This is a genomic window from Variovorax sp. 05N34, assembly GCF_056397405.1.
This window is the reverse complement of the sequence record NZ_JBFTNI010000011.1, coordinates 20,056-34,608: the sequence shown is the minus strand read 5'-3', so window position 1 is coordinate 34,608 and position 14,553 is coordinate 20,056. Positions and strand designations below refer to the sequence as shown.

Below are 14,553 nucleotides of genomic sequence, written 5' to 3'. Positions count from 1 at the left end.
GCAGGCGCCAATGATGCCTTCAATGCCTTGCCGTCAGCTATGTCGCTTAGGCTCGGCGCATGCAGCCTCTTTCCTCGACGCGCGATGCGCCAGCCCCCGTCAGCTTCGCGGAGGCTTTCAGGTTCTGGCTCAAGCTCGGATTCATCAGCTTTGGCGGACCGGCCGGGCAAATAGCCATCATGCACACCGAGTTGGTGGAGCGCAGGCGCTGGATCAGCGAGAAGCGCTTTCTGCATGCGCTCAACTACTGCATGCTGCTTCCCGGCCCCGAGGCCCAGCAATTGGCGACGTACATCGGCTGGCTGATGCATCGCACCTGGGGCGGCATCGTCGCTGGCGCGCTGTTCGTCCTGCCGTCGCTGTTCATCCTGATCGGGCTGTCGTGGATCTACCTTCGATTCGGCAACGTGCCGATCGTGGCCGGCATCTTCTACGGCATCAAGCCGGCGGTGACAGCCATCGTTCTTCATGCCGCGCACCGCATCGGCACCCGGGCGCTGAAGAATGCGTGGATGTGGGGCATCGCAGCGGCGGCTTTCATCGCGATCTTTGTCTTCGACACACCTTTCCCGGCCATCGTCGCCGCGGCCGGGTTGATCGGCCACTTCGGCGCACGCCGGGCGCCGGGGATATTTGCGCTCGGCGGCGGCCATGGGAGCGAACAGAAGAGCTATGGCCGCGCGCTGATCGACGACGACACGCCGCCGCCTGCGCATGCGCGGTTCTCGCGCCGCCACCTGGCAAGGCTGCTGACTGCGGGCATCGGACTTTGGCTCGCGGCGATGGGCGCACTCATCGCCGCACAGGGCGTGCAAGCGACGCTCACTCAGCTGGCATGGTTCTTCACCAAGGCGGCCCTGCTGACCTTCGGAGGTGCCTACGCCGTGCTGCCCTACGTCTACCAGGGCGCAGTCGAACAGCATCACTGGCTCTCCGGGACGCAGATGATCGACGGGCTCGCGCTGGGCGAAACAACGCCCGGACCTCTGATCATGGTGGTGGCGTTCGTCGGATTCGTGGGCGGTTGGACGCATCGCGTGCTGGGCCCGGATGCTGTGTTCCTGGGCGGCGCGTTGGCCGCGACCGTGGTGACCTTCTTTACCTTTCTTCCGTCGTTCATCTTCATCCTCGTCGGCGGGCCGCTGGTCGAGGCCACCCATGGAAAGCTCGGCTTTACCGCACCGCTGTCGGCGATCACAGCGGCGGTGGTGGGCGTGATCCTGAATCTGGCGCTGTTCTTCGCGTACCACGTGTTTTGGCCCAGAGGCTTTGGCGGGAGCTTCGATGTGTCCTCGGCCGTGATTGCAGCCTTGGCGCTCGTTGCACTCTTCCGGCTCAAGCTCGGCGTGATGCCGCTGCTCGGCATCTGCGCGCTTGCAGGGTTGGCGCTGACTCTGCTGGTCCCCGGCTCCCGGTGAGAAAGCATCGACCGATGGGCCTAGGCCTTCTTTCGCATGGCGAAGCCGGCGCGAAGGGCCTACAACGAGGGTCGAGAACTGTGCGGAGCGTTCACCATGAGCCCACTTGCCTCCAGCCACGTCACTTGCATGCTGCCCGTGAAGGACCTCGCTCGGGCGCGACGTTTTTACGAAGACGCTCTAGGCCTGGAGCCGCTCGGCGCGAAACCCGACGGCAAGTTCATCTACCTGTGCGGCGGGACTGAACTGGCACTTTTTCCGAAGCCAGAGGGCACCAAGGCCGAGCACACCGCGTTGAGCTTTCGGGTGACCCACATCGGCGAATCCGTCGCCGCACTGAAGGAGCGCGGCGTTCGCTTTGCCGACTACGACCTGCCGGGGCTCAAGACAGTCGAGCATGTCTGCGTGCTCGGTTCCGAAAAGGCGGCGTGGTTCGAGGATCCTGAAGGCAACATCCTTTGCCTCCATGAAGACATCGAATAAAGACCTCGCCTGACGGTTCAGTCTCCGGCGGCGATGTTTTGCGCCTTCAGCCCGGCGATCTGCGCGTCGCTGTAACCCACTTCCTTGAGCAACGCGCTCGTGTGCTCGCCGAGCAGCGGGGGCTGCAGGCGAATTCCCGGACGTTCGCCGCCCAGCGTGAAGGGCATCAGCGGCACCTTCGACTCGCTGCCGTCGTTCATGCGGACCGGCGCGAGGCCGCCGGTTGCGTTGAGGTGCGGATCGTCGAAGAGCTCTTGCGGCTTCGTGATCGGCGCAAAGGGCAGTTCGTTCTTCTCGAACACGGCGCTCAGCTCGGCCGCGCTGTGATTGGCCAGGTGCGAGCGCAGGATCGGCATCATCCATTCACGCGCCAGCACGCGGTCGTTGTTGGTCTTCAGGCGCGGATCGGCCAGCATCTCGTCGAGCCCGAAGGCCTTGCAGAAGATCGCCCATTGCTTGTCGCTCACTGCCGCGAGAAAGATCTGCTCGCCGTCCTTCACGGTGAAGACGTCGTACACGCCCCAGGCAGAGATGCGGCTCGGCATCGGGTCGGCGGCCTTGCCCGTGGCGGCGAACTGCATCATGTGCTGCGCGACGAGGAAGATGTTGTTCTCGAACAATGCCGACTGCACTTCGGAGCCTTCGCCGGTGCGCTCTCGCTGACGCAAGGCCGCCATCGCGCCGATGGCGCCGAACATGCCGCCCATAATGTCGTTCACGCTCGTGCCGGCACGCAGCGGGTCACCCGAGCGGCCCGTCATATAGGCGAGCCCGCCCATCATCTGCACGACTTCGTCCAGGGCGGTCCTATGGTCGTACGGGCCGGGCAGGAAGCCCTTGTGGCTCACGTAGATGAGGCGCGGGTTGAGCTTGCGAAGGCTCTCGTAGTCCAGCCCCAGCTTCTTCAYCGTGCCGGGCTTGAAGTTCTCGCTGACGATATCGGCCGTCGCGATGAGACGCAGGGCGGCTTCCACCCCTTCCGGCTTCTTGAGGTCGAGCGCGATGCTCTTCTTGTTGCGATTGAAGGTCGGAAAGAAGCCCGCGCCGGAGCCCAGCAGCCGCCGCGTGTTGTCGCCCTCGACCGGCTCGACCTTGATGACCTCGGCGCCCAGGTCGCCAAGCAGCATTCCGCAAGTCGGCCCCATCACCATGTGGGTGAACTCGACGACGCGGATGCCGGCGTAGGGCAGCGGGGTGGATTCAGTCATGAGCGGTTCCTTGCATTCCTTGCATTCCTTGCATTCCTTGCTTTCGTTGTTTTCGTTGCGCGAATCCCTTGGGCAGACCTGCCTCGGGCGTCATGCCGTAGACCGGTTCGCCCGGCAGGCCGGCGATGAGCGGCGCGCGCGCCGCGATGAGTTTGTCGATGTCGATGCCGGTGCGCACGCCCATGGCCTCGAACATGAAGACGAGGTCTTCGGTCACGACGTTACCCGATGCGCCCGGGGCGTACGGACATCCGCCGAGGCCTCCGAGCGATGCGTCGAACGTGCGAACGCCCTCTTCGTAGGCGGCGAGGCAATTGGCGAGACCCAGGCCCCGTGTGTTGTGCATGTGAGCGGCGCCGGCCTTGTCGCCAAGCTCCGCGCGCAATCGCCGAAACAAGCGCCTCACCTGCGCCGGATTGGCGTAACCCACGGTGTCCGAGAGGCCGGACTCGTCGGCGCCCGCGGCGACGCACTGAATCGCGAGGCGGATGACCTCGTCCTCGGGCACGTTGCCCTGCAGCGTGCAGCCGAAGGCGGTGGATATGCCGGCTTCGAGCTTGACGTGCGGCGCCATCTGGCGGCGCAGGTCCGCGATGGCGCGAACCTCCTCGACCATCTCCTCGCGCGTCTTGCGCACGTTCGCAAGCGAATGCGCGGCGCTGGCCGAAACAGGCATCGTCAGCTTGTGCACCCCGGCAGCGATCGCGGCTTCGGCGCCCCTGCGGTTGGGCACCAGGGCCATCACCGTCAGTCCCGGCAAGGTGATGGCGTGCCGGACCACCTCGCCGGCGTCGGCCATCTGCGGCAAAAGGCGCGCGGGCACGAAGGAGGCCACTTCGATCTCGCGCAAGCCGGCGTCATAGAGCGCGTCGATCCAGCGCAGCTTGTCGGCCGTCGGCATGGTCGCCTTGACCGACTGCAGGCCGTCGCGCGGGCCTACCTCGCTGATGAGCACTTCGGGCACTGTCACGTTTCTTGTCTCCATGAATGGGAAGTTTGACACTTCTCAATGGCCGGATCGTCGCAGCGCTGCGGCGATTACCTCCATTTTGGTCATTGATAAAACTCGATTTTCGTCATTACTCTCTAACCAGGTATCGAATAAAGTCACCGGCTGCACCTGCATCCAAGGAGAAACGAACATGACCGCCCGCACCAACGTCCACGGCCTTCAGGTCGCCAGTGAACTTCATCGCTTCATCGAAGAAAAGGTCCTGCCCGCCACCGGCGTGGCGAGCGACGTCTTCTGGAAGGGCTTCGACGCCATCGTCAGCGAATTCGCGCCCAAGAACCTGGCGCTGCTGGCCGAGCGCGATCGCCTGCAAGCTGAAATGGACAAGTGGCACAAGGCGCATCCCGGCCCGATCACGGACATGCCCGCCTATCGCGCTTTCCTCGAATCGATCGGCTACCTGCTGCCGCAACCGAAGGACGTGAAGGCGACGACGACCAACGTCGACGCCGAACTCGCGCTGCAGGCCGGCCCGCAGCTCGTGGTGCCGATTTTGAATGCGCGGTATGCGCTCAACGCGGCAAATGCTCGCTGGGGTTCGCTGTACGACGCGCTCTACGGCACCGATGCCATTCCCGAAACCGGTGGTGCCGAGAAGGGCAAGGGCTACAACCCGACACGCGGCGCGAAGGTCATCGAATTCGCGCGCAACGTGCTCGACCAGGCAGTGCCGCTCGAAAACGGCTCGCACAAGAACGCAACCGGCTACAAGGTCGAGCACGGCAAGCTGGTGATCGCGCTGCAAAGCAGCAGCACCGGCCTTAAGGACCCGTCGCAGTTCATCGGCTACCAGGGCGATGCGGCCGCGCCGACTTCGGTGCTGCTCAAGCACAACGGCATTCACCTGGACATCCAGATCGATCGCAGCACGCCCATCGGCAAGAGCGATGCCGCGGGTGTCAGCGATGTGGTGCTCGAAGCCGCGCTCTCGACCATCCTCGACCTCGAGGACTCGGTCGCCGTGGTCGACGCCCAGGACAAGGTGCTCGCCTATTCGAACTGGCTGGGCATCCTGCAGGGCACGCTGACCGAAGAGGTTGCCAAGGGCGGAAAGACCTTCACGCGCGGCCTCAATCCCGATCGCGAATACACGGGCGCCGACGGCAAGCCGGTCAAGTTGCACGGCCGCTCGCTGATGTTCGTGCGCAATGTCGGCCACCTGATGACCAACTCGGCCATCCTGTACGCGGGCGACAAGGAGATCCCGGAAGGGATCATGGACGCGGTGATCACCACGACCATCGCCACCGTCGACCTCAAGCGCAAGGGCAATTCGCGCGCGGGCAGCGTCTACATCGTCAAGCCGAAGATGCACGGCCCCGCCGAAGTGGCTTTCGCGAGCGCGTTGTTCGGCCGCGTCGAAGAACTGCTCGGCCTGCCGGCCAACACGGTCAAGCTCGGCATCATGGACGAGGAGCGCCGCACCAGCGTGAATCTCAAGGCGTGCATCGCCGAAGCGGCCTCGCGGGTGGCCTTCATCAACACCGGCTTCCTCGATCGCACAGGCGACGAGATGCATACGGCCATGCAGGCGGGCCCGATGCTGCGCAAGGGCGACATGAAATCCACGCCGTGGATCCAGGCTTACGAAAAGAACAACGTGCTGGTGGGCCTGTCCTGCGGTCTGCGCGGCAAGGCGCAGATCGGCAAGGGCATGTGGGCCATGCCCGACCTGATGGCGGCGATGCTCGAGCAGAAGATCGGCCATCCCAAGGCCGGCGCAAACACCGCCTGGGTGCCTTCGCCGACGGCTGCGACGCTGCACGCGCTGCACTATCACCAGGTCAACGTTGCCGACGTGCAGAAGCAGTTGGAACAGACCGACGCCAATGCCGAGCGCGACAACATCCTCAATGACCTGCTGAAGGTGCCGGTCGCCCCGTCGGTGAACTGGACCGACGCCGAGCGTCAGCAGGAGCTCGACAACAACGTGCAGGGCATCCTGGGCTATGTCGTGCGCTGGATCGATCAGGGCGTAGGCTGCTCCAAGGTGCCAGACGTCCACAACGTCGGCCTGATGGAAGACCGCGCCACGCTGCGCATTTCAAGCCAGCACATCGCCAACTGGCTGCTRCACGGCGTGGTGACGCGCGAGCAGGTCGACGCCACCTTCCAGCGCATGGCCGCGGTGGTCGACCAGCAGAACGCCGGCGATCCCTTCTACAAGAACATGGCCGGCAACTTCGACACCTCGTTCGCCTACAAGGCGGCGCAGGATTTGGTGTTCAAGGGCATCGAGCAGCCCAGCGGCTACACCGAGCCGCTGCTGCACGCATGGCGCCTGAAGGTGAAAGCCGCCGCAGCCTGATCAGGCTGGCCGACCAGCCCGCGCGCGCGCCAGGGTCCGGTCGACTTCGGCCGGATCCATGCCGTACATTTCGGCGAACTCGGCGACCGTGCGGCCACTGGCCTCGAAAGCGCGGAGCAGGGCTTCGCGCTTGGCTGTTCGTGCGCCGACTTCGGCAAACGCTTCATCGAGCACCGCGTTCGATGTTTCGTCGTTGGTGCGGACGACCAGCATGTATTCCTCGCGCGTCAGGCCCGACGATTCGATGGCGTCGACCAGTCGTGCGCGCAACTTGGGGCGCAGGTCTTCTTCGGTGCGCGCCTGCCGGCGCTTGAAGACTTCGAGGATTGCGTGATGCACGTGCTCCGGGGCAACGGGCTCCACCGGCACGCCGTTGAGGTCGTGCCGCTTCTCGCCGGCGGCCACCGCCTCCAGATAGCGCGTGGAACGTGCGTGCAGGCCGAGCGCGATCTTGAGGTCTTCCTTCTTGAACTCGTCCGGATGCAGGGTCAGCAGATCCTGGTACACGCCGAGCTTGAGCGGCAGGAAGCGCGCGCCGAACATCTTGGGATAGAGCTCGAAGAGCTTTTCGAGCACCGGGTTGACCTTGCGCGGACGCTGGGGTCCCTTGGGGTTGGTGTTCTGCCGTTCGCGGCCGCCCCTCTTGGCAGCGGTGGGCGCGGGGGCGTTTTCGGTCGTCGAGGTCATCGGAATTTCTTGTCTACGGAATCGGTGCACGTCGGAGGTGCGTTGCCCCCGACTTTAATGCCCCGGGGCCTTCAGCTTCGTTGCGCGGCTTCGGCTTCCGCCCGCAGCCAACGTACAAAGTCCTGTGCATCGGGATTGGCAGCCGCTCGGCGCGAAGTCTCGATGAAATAGCCCCGGCGCGACGCGGCACTCTCGCCGAAAGGGGCTACCAGCTGCCCCGTCCGCACCAGTTCGCGAAGCAATGGGAGGCGGCCGATCACGACGCCCTGTCCGGCAACGGCGGCGGCCACCGCGTCGGCGTATTGCGTGAAGCGCATGGCGTTTTTCATGCGCAGATCGGTGAGGCCCATCACTTCGAGCCAGGGTTCCCAGTCTGCCGTGGGCGCCTCGGCATGGTTGGGCAGGTCGACGGTGAGCAGGGTCTGCGCGATGAGATCGCCAGGCGCCCGCAATGCTGCCGCAATGCGCGGCGCACACACGGGCATGACAGATTCCTCAAAAAGCGTCGGGCCGGTGCCGCGCCCGACCGGGACGAAGCGCACAGCGACGTCCAGGCGGCTGCGCTCCAGATCCAGCACGTCGAGCGTGGCTGACACCCGCACGTCGACCAGTGGATGGTCGGCCGTGAAGCGCGCGAGACGCGGAATGAGCCACAGAGACGCAAAGCCCGGCGTGGTGGTGAGCGCCACCTGGCGCAGCACCGACACCTCGCGCACTCTCGCTGCGGCATCCCGCAGCCTTTCCAGGCTCTCGACCACCGCACGCTGGAAGACGTGGCCCGACTCGGTCAGGGCCAGCGCCCGATGGCGACGCTCGAAAAGCATCACGCCGAGGCTGCTTTCGAGTTGCTGGATCTGTCGGCTGACGGCCGACTGCGTGAGGAACAACTCGCCCGCTGCTTGCGTGAAGCTCAGCGTGCGCGCCGCCGCCTCGAAGCTCCTGAGCAATTCGAGGGGCGGCAGGTCAGCGGCGGCCGACAGTGGTTTCGCATTCTCCAGACGCATGCAACGAGTTCCGAATGACCGTATGACAGAGGTATTGCCGGTGACTATATTCATTCGTACAACGAATGCCAAGGAGCTCCCATGACAACGCAACGCCTGAGCCTCAGCCTGCCGAAGAGAGCCATCTTCACCCTGCCCGACTCGCACGACGTCGACATCGAATGCCAGAGCGGCACGGTGTGGATCACGCTCGACCACGACCGGCGCGACATCGTGCTGGAACGCGGCCAGCGCTTTCGCAGCGATGCGCATCGGCGCGCGCTGGTCGCCGCGCTGGAGCCGTCGTGCGTGCGCTTCAGCGCCGAAGGCCTTTCCATCGCCGCGACCCCGGAGCGTTCGCAGCATTCGTCGTCGCCTTGGCGACTGTGGTCACACGGGATGTCCCCGGCTTGACCGAAAGTACCCGGCGTTGAACCATCGACGTCCGGGGCCATGGACATACTGAGCCGGCCCTTCTCATTTCGGACGAAGGACTTTCCATGGCAGAGGCATACATCGTTGCCACCGCGCGCACAGCGGGTGGCCGTCGCGGCGGCAAACTCGCGGGCTGGCATCCCGTCGATCTGGCGGCACAGGTCATCGACGCACTGGTGGCAAGGAGCGGCATCGACCCGGCAGCCGTGGAGGACGTCATCCTCGGGTGCGTGAGCCAGGTGGGCGAACAGGCTACCAATGTTGCGCGAAACGTCGTGCTGGCATCGAAGCTGCCCGAATCCGTGCCGGGCACTTCCGTCGACCGCCAGTGCGGCTCGTCGCAGCAAGCGCTGCATTTCGCGGCGCAGGCCGTGATGTCCGGCACCATGGACGCGGTGATCGCCGCCGGAGTCGAGAGCATGACGCGCGTGCCGATGTTCACGCCCAATGCGCTGCCCGCGAAGGCAGGTCTTGGCACCTACATGAGCCCGGCGATGCAACGGCGCTACCCCGGCATCGAGTTCAGCCAGTTCACCGGCGCCGAGATGATCGCGAAGAACTACGGCATCTCGAAGGAAGCGCTCGACCGCTATGCCTTCGAAAGCCACCAGCGCGCCATTGCGGCCACGCGTGAAGGCGTGTTCAAGGACGAGATCGTGCCGATCGAGATCCGCCTCGCGGACGGCTCGGCCAGCGGCGAGATGCACACGATCGACGAAGGCATCCGCTTCGATGCCACGCTGGAGGGCATCGCCGGCGTCAAGCTCATCGCCGAAGGCGGGCGCTGCACGGCCGCGACGGCAAGCCAGATCTGCGACGGCGCAAGCGGCGTGCTCGTGGTCAACGAGCGCGGCCTGAAAGCGCTGGGCGTGAAGCCGCTCGCCCGCATCCATCATCTGAGCGTGATGGGGCACGACCCCGTCATCATGCTGGAAGCGCCGATTCCCGCGACTGAGCGAGCGCTCGCCAAGGCCGGCATGAAGATCGACGACATCGATCTCTTCGAAGTCAACGAAGCCTTTGCGCCGGTGCCGCTGGCCTGGCTGCAGAAGCTGGGCGCCGATCCGGCACGGCTCAACGTGAATGGCGGCGCCATTGCGCTCGGCCATCCGCTGGGCGCATCGGGCACCAAGCTGATGACGACGCTCGTGAACGCGCTCGGCCAGCGGGGCAAGCGCTATGGCCTGCAGACCATGTGCGAAGGCGGCGGCATGGCCAATGTGACGATCGTCGAGCGCCTCTGACATGAGCTTCGTCCTCCATGAAGTCGAAGACGGCGTTGCGACGCTCACGCTCAATCTTCCGGCCAAGCTGAATCCCGTCGCCATCGATTTGCAACGCGAGCTTCGGGATTCACTCGCGCGCATCCGAAATGACCGCGAGGTGGGCGCCGTGGTGCTGACCGGCGCGGGCAAGGCTTTCTGCGTGGGCGCGGACCTGAGCGCGATGCGGCCGCCCGCCGATGGGCAGACGCTGGGTGACCAGACCGCCGAATGGATGCAGTCGATGAGCAATCCGCTGATCGAGGAACTGCGTTCGCTTCCGGTGCCGGTGGTCTGCGCGGTGAACGGCCCGGCGGCTGGCGCCGGCGTGGGGCTGGCGCTTGCTTGCGACATCGTCATCGCAGCGCGCGGTGCGTATTTCTACCTGCCGTTCTTGCCCAAGCTGGGCATCGTGCCGGACCTGGGCTGCACGTGGTTCATTCCTCGGCGCGTCGGGCCCGCGCGGGCGATGGGCATGGCACTGCTGGACGAAAAGCTGAGTGCCGAGACTGCCGCGCAATGGGGCCTCATCTGGGCGAGCGTCGAAGACGACCTGCTGCTGCTCGAAGCCCAGAAGATCGCGCAGCGGCTTGCCCGCTTGCCGGCACATGCCGTGACCGAAGCACGCAAGGCCTTCGAGGCGTCGGAGCGCCATTCACTGCCGGACCAACTCCACTACGAGAGCGAGCGCCAGCGTGAGCTGATCGAGCAGCCGAGCTTCGCAGAAGGCGTGACGGCTTTCCTGCAGAAGCGCGCGCCGGTGTTCCAGAAGCGCTGACGGAAGGGGTGACGGCAATGATCGAACGCACACTCTTCACGCCCGACCACGAGGCTTTCCGCGACAGCTTTCGCCGTTTCATGGACAAGGAGATCGCTCCTTTTCACGAAGCCTGGGAAGAGCAGGGCTACGTCGACCGCCAAGTGTGGAACAAGGCCGGCGACAACGGCTTTCTCTGCATGTCACTCCCGGAGGAATACGGCGGCTCGGGCGCGGACTTGCTCTATTCGGTGATCCAGTTCGAGGAACTCTGGGCGCGGGGCTACACCGGGATCGGCTACGGGCTGCACAGCGAGATCGTCGCGCCTTACATCCTTCGCTACGGCACGCAAGTGCAGAAGCAGCACTATCTGCCCAGGCTCGCGAGCGGCGAGATGATCGGCGCGATCGCGATGAGCGAACCGTCCGCAGGCAGCGACCTGCAGGCCGTGCGCTCGACCGCGCTGAAGCAGCCGGACGGCAGCTATCTGCTCAACGGCAGCAAGACCTTCATTACCAACGGATGGCACGCCGATGTGGTGATCGTCGTCGCCAAGACCGATCCGGCCGGCGGCGCCAAGGGCACGAGCCTCTTCCTGGTGGAGCGCGGCACGCCCGGCTTCGAGAAAGGCAAGCGGCTGAAGAAGCTCGGCCTGAAAGCGCAGGACACGTCCGAGCTGTTCTTCAACGACGTGCGCTTGCCGGCCGATGCGCTGCTCGGCGGGGTCGCCCAGGAGAACCGCGGTTTCGTCTGCCTGATGGAGCAGTTGCCGTGGGAACGGCTTCAGATCGCCATCAGCGCAGTGGCAGCGTCGCAATCGGTCATTGATCAGACGGTGGCCTACGTGAAGGAACGCAAGGTCTTCGGCCAGCCGGTGGGCGCCTACCAGAACACGCGCTACACGCTGGCGGAATTGCAAACCGAAGTGCAGGTCGCACAAGTCTTCGTCGACAAGTGCATCGAATTGCTCATGCAGGAAAAGCTCGACACCGCGACCGCGAGCATGGCCAAGTACTGGACCAGCGATCTTCAATGCAAGGTCGCCGATGAATGCGTGCAGTTGCATGGCGGCTATGGCTTCATGTGGGAATACGCGGTCACGCGCGCCTACGCCGATGCGCGGGTGCAACGCATTTACGGCGGCACGAACGAGATCATGAAAGAGGTGATCACGCGATCGATGGGACTGCCCGGACGCTGACGGGCCACTGGCGCGCTGGCGGGTGCTGCAGGAGAATGCCGCAATGCCCGCTCTCAACGCCTTCTACGCCCAGTCCGGCGGCGTCACATCGGTCATCAACGCCTCCGCCTGCGGCGTGATCGAGACCGCGCGCCGCCATCCCGACCGTATCGGCACCGTTTACGCGGGCCGCAACGGCATCCTCGGCGCACTGGCCGAAGACCTGATCGACACCAGCCGCGAGTCGGACAAGGCCATCGCGGCGCTGCGCTCCACGCCGTCCGGCGCCTTCGGCTCGTGCCGCTACAAGCTCAAGTCGCTCGAGAAGAACCGTCGCGAGTACGAACGGTTGATCGAGGTCTTCAAGGCGCACGGCATCGGCTATTTTTTCTACAACGGCGGCGGGGACTCGGCCGACACCTGCTTCAAGGTGAGCCAACTGTCGCAATCGATGGGCTATCCGCTGCAGGCCATTCACGTGCCCAAGACCATCGACAACGACCTGCCGATCACCGACTGCTGCCCTGGCTTTGGGTCCGTCGCGAAATACGTGGCGGTGTCGACGCTGGAAGCCTCGATGGACGTGCGCTCGATGGCGGCAACTTCCACCAAGGTCTTCGTGATCGAGGTCATGGGTCGCCATGCGGGTTGGATCGCTGCGGCGGGCGGGCTGGTGGCCGATCAGGGCATTCCAGTCGTGATCCTCTTTCCCGAAATCCCGTTCGATCAGCCGGCTTTCCTGGCCCGCGTCGATGCGCTCGTGAAGTTCCACGGCTACTGCACGGTCGTGGTGTCCGAAGGCTGTCATCACCCGGACGGCACCTTCCTCGCCGAGCAGGGCTCCAAGGACGCCTTCGGGCACGCACAGCTCGGCGGCGCTGCGCCTGTGGTGGCGCAAATGGTCAAGGAAGCCCTCGGGCACAAGTTCCATTGGGCTGTTGCAGATTACCTGCAGCGCGCTGCACGACACATCGCATCGGCGACGGACGTGAAGCAGGCCTATGAACTCGGGCAGCGGGCGGTCGAGCTCGCCATCGAAGGAAAGAACTCGGTCATGCCCACGATCGAACGCCTCTCCGACGTGCCCTACTCGTACCGCATCGGCACGGCGCCGCTCGATGCGGTCGCCAATGCCGAGAAATTCATGCCGCGCGACTTCATCTCGGAAGACGGTTACGGCATCACTGAAAAATGTCGCCGGTATCTGCTGCCACTGATTCAGGGGGAGGACTATCCGGCCTACCGCGATGGCCTTCCGGTGTACGTGACGCTGCAAAACCACACTGTGCCGAAGAAGCTCCAGGCTTTCGAGATCGCGTGATGGGCGAGACCGCGCCAATCGATCCCTCGCGCTGTCCGCTTTGCGGGCAAGCGAACCGCTGCGCGCTGGAAATCGAACGCGAAACCGGCCGCAAGCAGGCTTCGTGCTGGTGCATGCAGGCCGACTTCAGCGCCGAGCTTCTCGACAAGGTGCCTTTGGAAAGGCGCGGGCTGGCTTGCATTTGCGCAAGCTGCGCTGCGGTCGCCATCGTTCAGGACTGAGGGGCGGCCTCTGTCGCCGCTGACGGTGCGGGTGCTGGCGCCTTCGGCGGCTGGTCGCCGCGCTCACGCTGTTCGGTGATCACCCGGTGAATGAACTGGAGCTTGCCGACGGCGGCGCGCGGCAGCACGAACGGGTAGTAGTCGGGCTGCCCCATGCTGCGCGAGAGCTCGTTGAGCACATTCGTGAGCCGCACCCAGCCGTTGAGGAAATCCAGGAATTTGGCAGCGTCCGGATGATCGGGCTCCCAAAGGTCCGCGGGCTCGAAGAGGTCACTGGCGAGTTCGACGTTGTGCGCATCGATGCCGAAGCTCATGGCCGTGTCGGCCGTGTCGGCCATATGAAGATAGTGCGCCCAGGTTTCGGCCCAGTCTTCCCATGGGTGAGAGCTCGCATAGCTGGTCACGAAACGCACCGCCCAATCCGGCGGCGGACCGTTGTCGTAGTGGTTGCGCAGCGCCGCAGCGTAGTCTGCGCGCTCATCGCCGAACAGCTGTCGAAAGCTGTCGATCCACGGCGTCGGCGCGACCAGCAGGTCCCAGTAATAGTGGCCGATTTCGTGCCTGAAGTGCCCCAGCAACGTGCGATAGGGCTCTCGCATCTCGGCCCGGATGCGCTCGCGAACGGAGTCCTCGGCCTCTTCGGCGTTGAGCGTGATGACCCCTGTGTCATGCCCGGTCAATACGTGCGGCCCGCCGGGCGTGTTGCTGAGAAAGTCGAACGCGAGGCCATGCACCGGGTCGCTCAAGCGCGTGGCCACTGGCAGGCCCAGCGCGAGCAGTTGCGAGATCAGCCGGCGTTTGGCGAGTTCGAGGTTCCGCCACAGATTGCCGTTGTTCTCGACCGAAAGATCCGGGATGGTGCGCGTGACGCTGCATGACAGGCAGAAGCCCGGCGCGAGCCCCTCGACGTTGAAGGCGGGATCGTCGCCTTCGCGCGGCGCGGGCACCATCCAGTTGCAGGCTGCTGGAGTCAAGAGGTTGGCGCAGCGGCGGTATGCCTTGCCCTCGGGGTCTCCGAAGAGGGTGAAGGTGTCCGGCTCGGCGCCTTCGTGCGTGGCCGGCGCCAGTGGGACCACGCCGAGCCGTTCGATCACATAGCCCAGGGGCGTGTGGCACGCGAGGCACTCGCTGTTGCGCAGGAAGACCGGTCGGCCGCACTGGCACTGATAGGCGCGGGTGAGCGTGGGGGCATGGAGTTCCAGCGCCTGGCCTGCCTGAACCTGAAGCCGACCTTGCTGGTCTTGCTGGTCTTGCTGGTCTTGGGTTTGCATGGCCCA

14 protein-coding genes are annotated in these 14,553 nt (G+C 64.9%); 9 read left to right on the top strand and 5 right to left on the bottom strand.

All coding sequences use genetic code 11. The features are described from left to right. Positions 1-59: 59 nt before the first annotated feature. Both chrA and AC1DMA_RS25890 read left to right on the top strand, forming a co-directional pair. Positions 60-1,418 carry a chromate efflux transporter gene (gene chrA / locus AC1DMA_RS25895; protein ID WP_478145908.1) on the top strand — a complete coding sequence of 453 codons (1,359 nt, stop codon included), beginning with the start codon at positions 60-62 and terminating at the stop codon, positions 1,416-1,418. Between the two features lie 96 nt (positions 1,419-1,514). Continuing rightward, on the top strand, positions 1,515-1,901 hold the full coding sequence (locus AC1DMA_RS25890; RefSeq protein ID WP_478128606.1) for a VOC family protein: 387 nt from the start codon (positions 1,515-1,517) through the stop codon (positions 1,899-1,901). Between the two features lie 17 nt (positions 1,902-1,918). Here the strand turns inward: AC1DMA_RS25890 and AC1DMA_RS25885 are convergent, their stop codons facing one another. Further along, positions 1,919-3,109: a CaiB/BaiF CoA transferase family protein gene (locus AC1DMA_RS25885; RefSeq protein WP_478145907.1), complete on the bottom strand. Its 1,191-nt coding sequence runs from the start codon at positions 3,107-3,109 to the stop codon at positions 1,919-1,921. Further along, positions 3,102-4,079: a hydroxymethylglutaryl-CoA lyase gene (locus AC1DMA_RS25880; RefSeq protein ID WP_478145906.1), complete on the bottom strand. Its 978-nt coding sequence runs from the start codon at positions 4,077-4,079 to the stop codon at positions 3,102-3,104. The genes AC1DMA_RS25885 and AC1DMA_RS25880 overlap by 8 nt, the downstream gene beginning before the upstream one ends. Positions 4,080-4,251: 172 nt before the next feature. Between AC1DMA_RS25880 and AC1DMA_RS25875 the strand changes: the two genes are divergently transcribed. Beyond that, positions 4,252-6,429 (top strand): malate synthase G, encoded by a 2,178-nt coding sequence (locus AC1DMA_RS25875; protein ID WP_478145905.1) that lies wholly within the window; start codon positions 4,252-4,254, stop codon positions 6,427-6,429. Here the strand turns inward: AC1DMA_RS25875 and AC1DMA_RS25870 are convergent, their stop codons facing one another. After that, entirely contained in the window at positions 6,430-7,116 is a 687-nt protein-coding gene (locus tag AC1DMA_RS25870; protein WP_478145904.1) for a ProQ/FINO family protein, read from the bottom strand. Between the two features lie 71 nt (positions 7,117-7,187). Then, positions 7,188-8,120, bottom strand: coding sequence for a LysR substrate-binding domain-containing protein (locus AC1DMA_RS25865; RefSeq protein WP_478128601.1), 933 nt, complete (start codon positions 8,118-8,120; stop codon positions 7,188-7,190). Positions 8,121-8,201: 81 nt separating this feature from the next. Here AC1DMA_RS25865 and AC1DMA_RS25860 point away from each other — a divergent pair, with 81 nt between their 5' ends. The 6 genes from AC1DMA_RS25860 to AC1DMA_RS25835 all read left to right on the top strand — a co-directional run bounded on the left by AC1DMA_RS25860 (position 8,202) and on the right by AC1DMA_RS25835 (position 13,276). Continuing rightward, positions 8,202-8,513 carry a DUF2917 domain-containing protein gene (locus AC1DMA_RS25860; protein WP_478128600.1) on the top strand — a complete coding sequence of 104 codons (312 nt, stop codon included), beginning with the start codon at positions 8,202-8,204 and terminating at the stop codon, positions 8,511-8,513. Positions 8,514-8,599: 86 nt separating this feature from the next. Further along, entirely contained in the window at positions 8,600-9,778 is a 1,179-nt protein-coding gene (locus AC1DMA_RS25855; protein WP_478145903.1) for an acetyl-CoA C-acetyltransferase, read from the top strand. Between the two features lies 1 nt (position 9,779). Beyond that, entirely contained in the window at positions 9,780-10,574 is a 795-nt protein-coding gene (locus AC1DMA_RS25850; RefSeq protein WP_478145902.1) for an enoyl-CoA hydratase-related protein, read from the top strand. Positions 10,575-10,591: 17 nt separating this feature from the next. Beyond that, positions 10,592-11,755 carry an acyl-CoA dehydrogenase family protein gene (locus AC1DMA_RS25845; protein WP_478145901.1) on the top strand — a complete coding sequence of 388 codons (1,164 nt, stop codon included), beginning with the start codon at positions 10,592-10,594 and terminating at the stop codon, positions 11,753-11,755. Positions 11,756-11,798: 43 nt separating this feature from the next. Then, on the top strand, positions 11,799-13,055 hold the full coding sequence (locus AC1DMA_RS25840) for a 6-phosphofructokinase (protein ID WP_478145900.1): 1,257 nt from the start codon (positions 11,799-11,801) through the stop codon (positions 13,053-13,055). Beyond that, the gene (locus tag AC1DMA_RS25835) at positions 13,055-13,276 is read left to right on the top strand and encodes a cysteine-rich CWC family protein (RefSeq protein ID WP_478145899.1); all 222 of its coding nucleotides are present in this window, start codon (positions 13,055-13,057) and stop codon (positions 13,274-13,276) included. The genes AC1DMA_RS25840 and AC1DMA_RS25835 overlap by 1 nt, the downstream gene beginning before the upstream one ends. Here the strand turns inward: AC1DMA_RS25835 and AC1DMA_RS25830 are convergent. Next, positions 13,267-14,547 carry a zinc-binding metallopeptidase family protein gene (locus AC1DMA_RS25830; protein WP_478145898.1) on the bottom strand — a complete coding sequence of 427 codons (1,281 nt, stop codon included), beginning with the start codon at positions 14,545-14,547 and terminating at the stop codon, positions 13,267-13,269. The two genes, AC1DMA_RS25835 and AC1DMA_RS25830, sit on opposite strands and share 10 nt — an antisense overlap. Positions 14,548-14,553: the final 6 nt, after the last annotated feature.

What these genes read in the sequence shown, in the direction of transcription:
- chrA (WP_478145908.1), top strand. Translation starts at nt 60, where the DNA reads ATGCAGCCTCTTTCCTCGACGCGCGATGCGCCAGCCCCCGTCAGCTTC.
- AC1DMA_RS25890 (WP_478128606.1), top strand. Translation starts at nt 1,515, where the DNA reads ATGAGCCCACTTGCCTCCAGCCACGTCACTTGCATGCTGCCCGTGAAG.
- AC1DMA_RS25870 (WP_478145904.1), bottom strand. Translation starts at nt 7,116, where the DNA reads ATGACCTCGACGACCGAAAACGCCCCCGCGCCCACCGCTGCCAAGAGG.
- AC1DMA_RS25865 (WP_478128601.1), bottom strand. Translation starts at nt 8,120, where the DNA reads ATGCGTCTGGAGAATGCGAAACCACTGTCGGCCGCCGCTGACCTGCCG.
- AC1DMA_RS25860 (WP_478128600.1), top strand. Translation starts at nt 8,202, where the DNA reads ATGACAACGCAACGCCTGAGCCTCAGCCTGCCGAAGAGAGCCATCTTC.
- AC1DMA_RS25855 (WP_478145903.1), top strand. Translation starts at nt 8,600, where the DNA reads ATGGCAGAGGCATACATCGTTGCCACCGCGCGCACAGCGGGTGGCCGT.
- AC1DMA_RS25850 (WP_478145902.1), top strand. Translation starts at nt 9,780, where the DNA reads ATGAGCTTCGTCCTCCATGAAGTCGAAGACGGCGTTGCGACGCTCACG.
- AC1DMA_RS25845 (WP_478145901.1), top strand. Translation starts at nt 10,592, where the DNA reads ATGATCGAACGCACACTCTTCACGCCCGACCACGAGGCTTTCCGCGAC.
- AC1DMA_RS25840 (WP_478145900.1), top strand. Translation starts at nt 11,799, where the DNA reads ATGCCCGCTCTCAACGCCTTCTACGCCCAGTCCGGCGGCGTCACATCG.
- AC1DMA_RS25835 (WP_478145899.1), top strand. Translation starts at nt 13,055, where the DNA reads ATGGGCGAGACCGCGCCAATCGATCCCTCGCGCTGTCCGCTTTGCGGG.
- AC1DMA_RS25830 (WP_478145898.1), bottom strand. Translation starts at nt 14,547, where the DNA reads ATGCAAACCCAAGACCAGCAAGACCAGCAAGACCAGCAAGGTCGGCTT.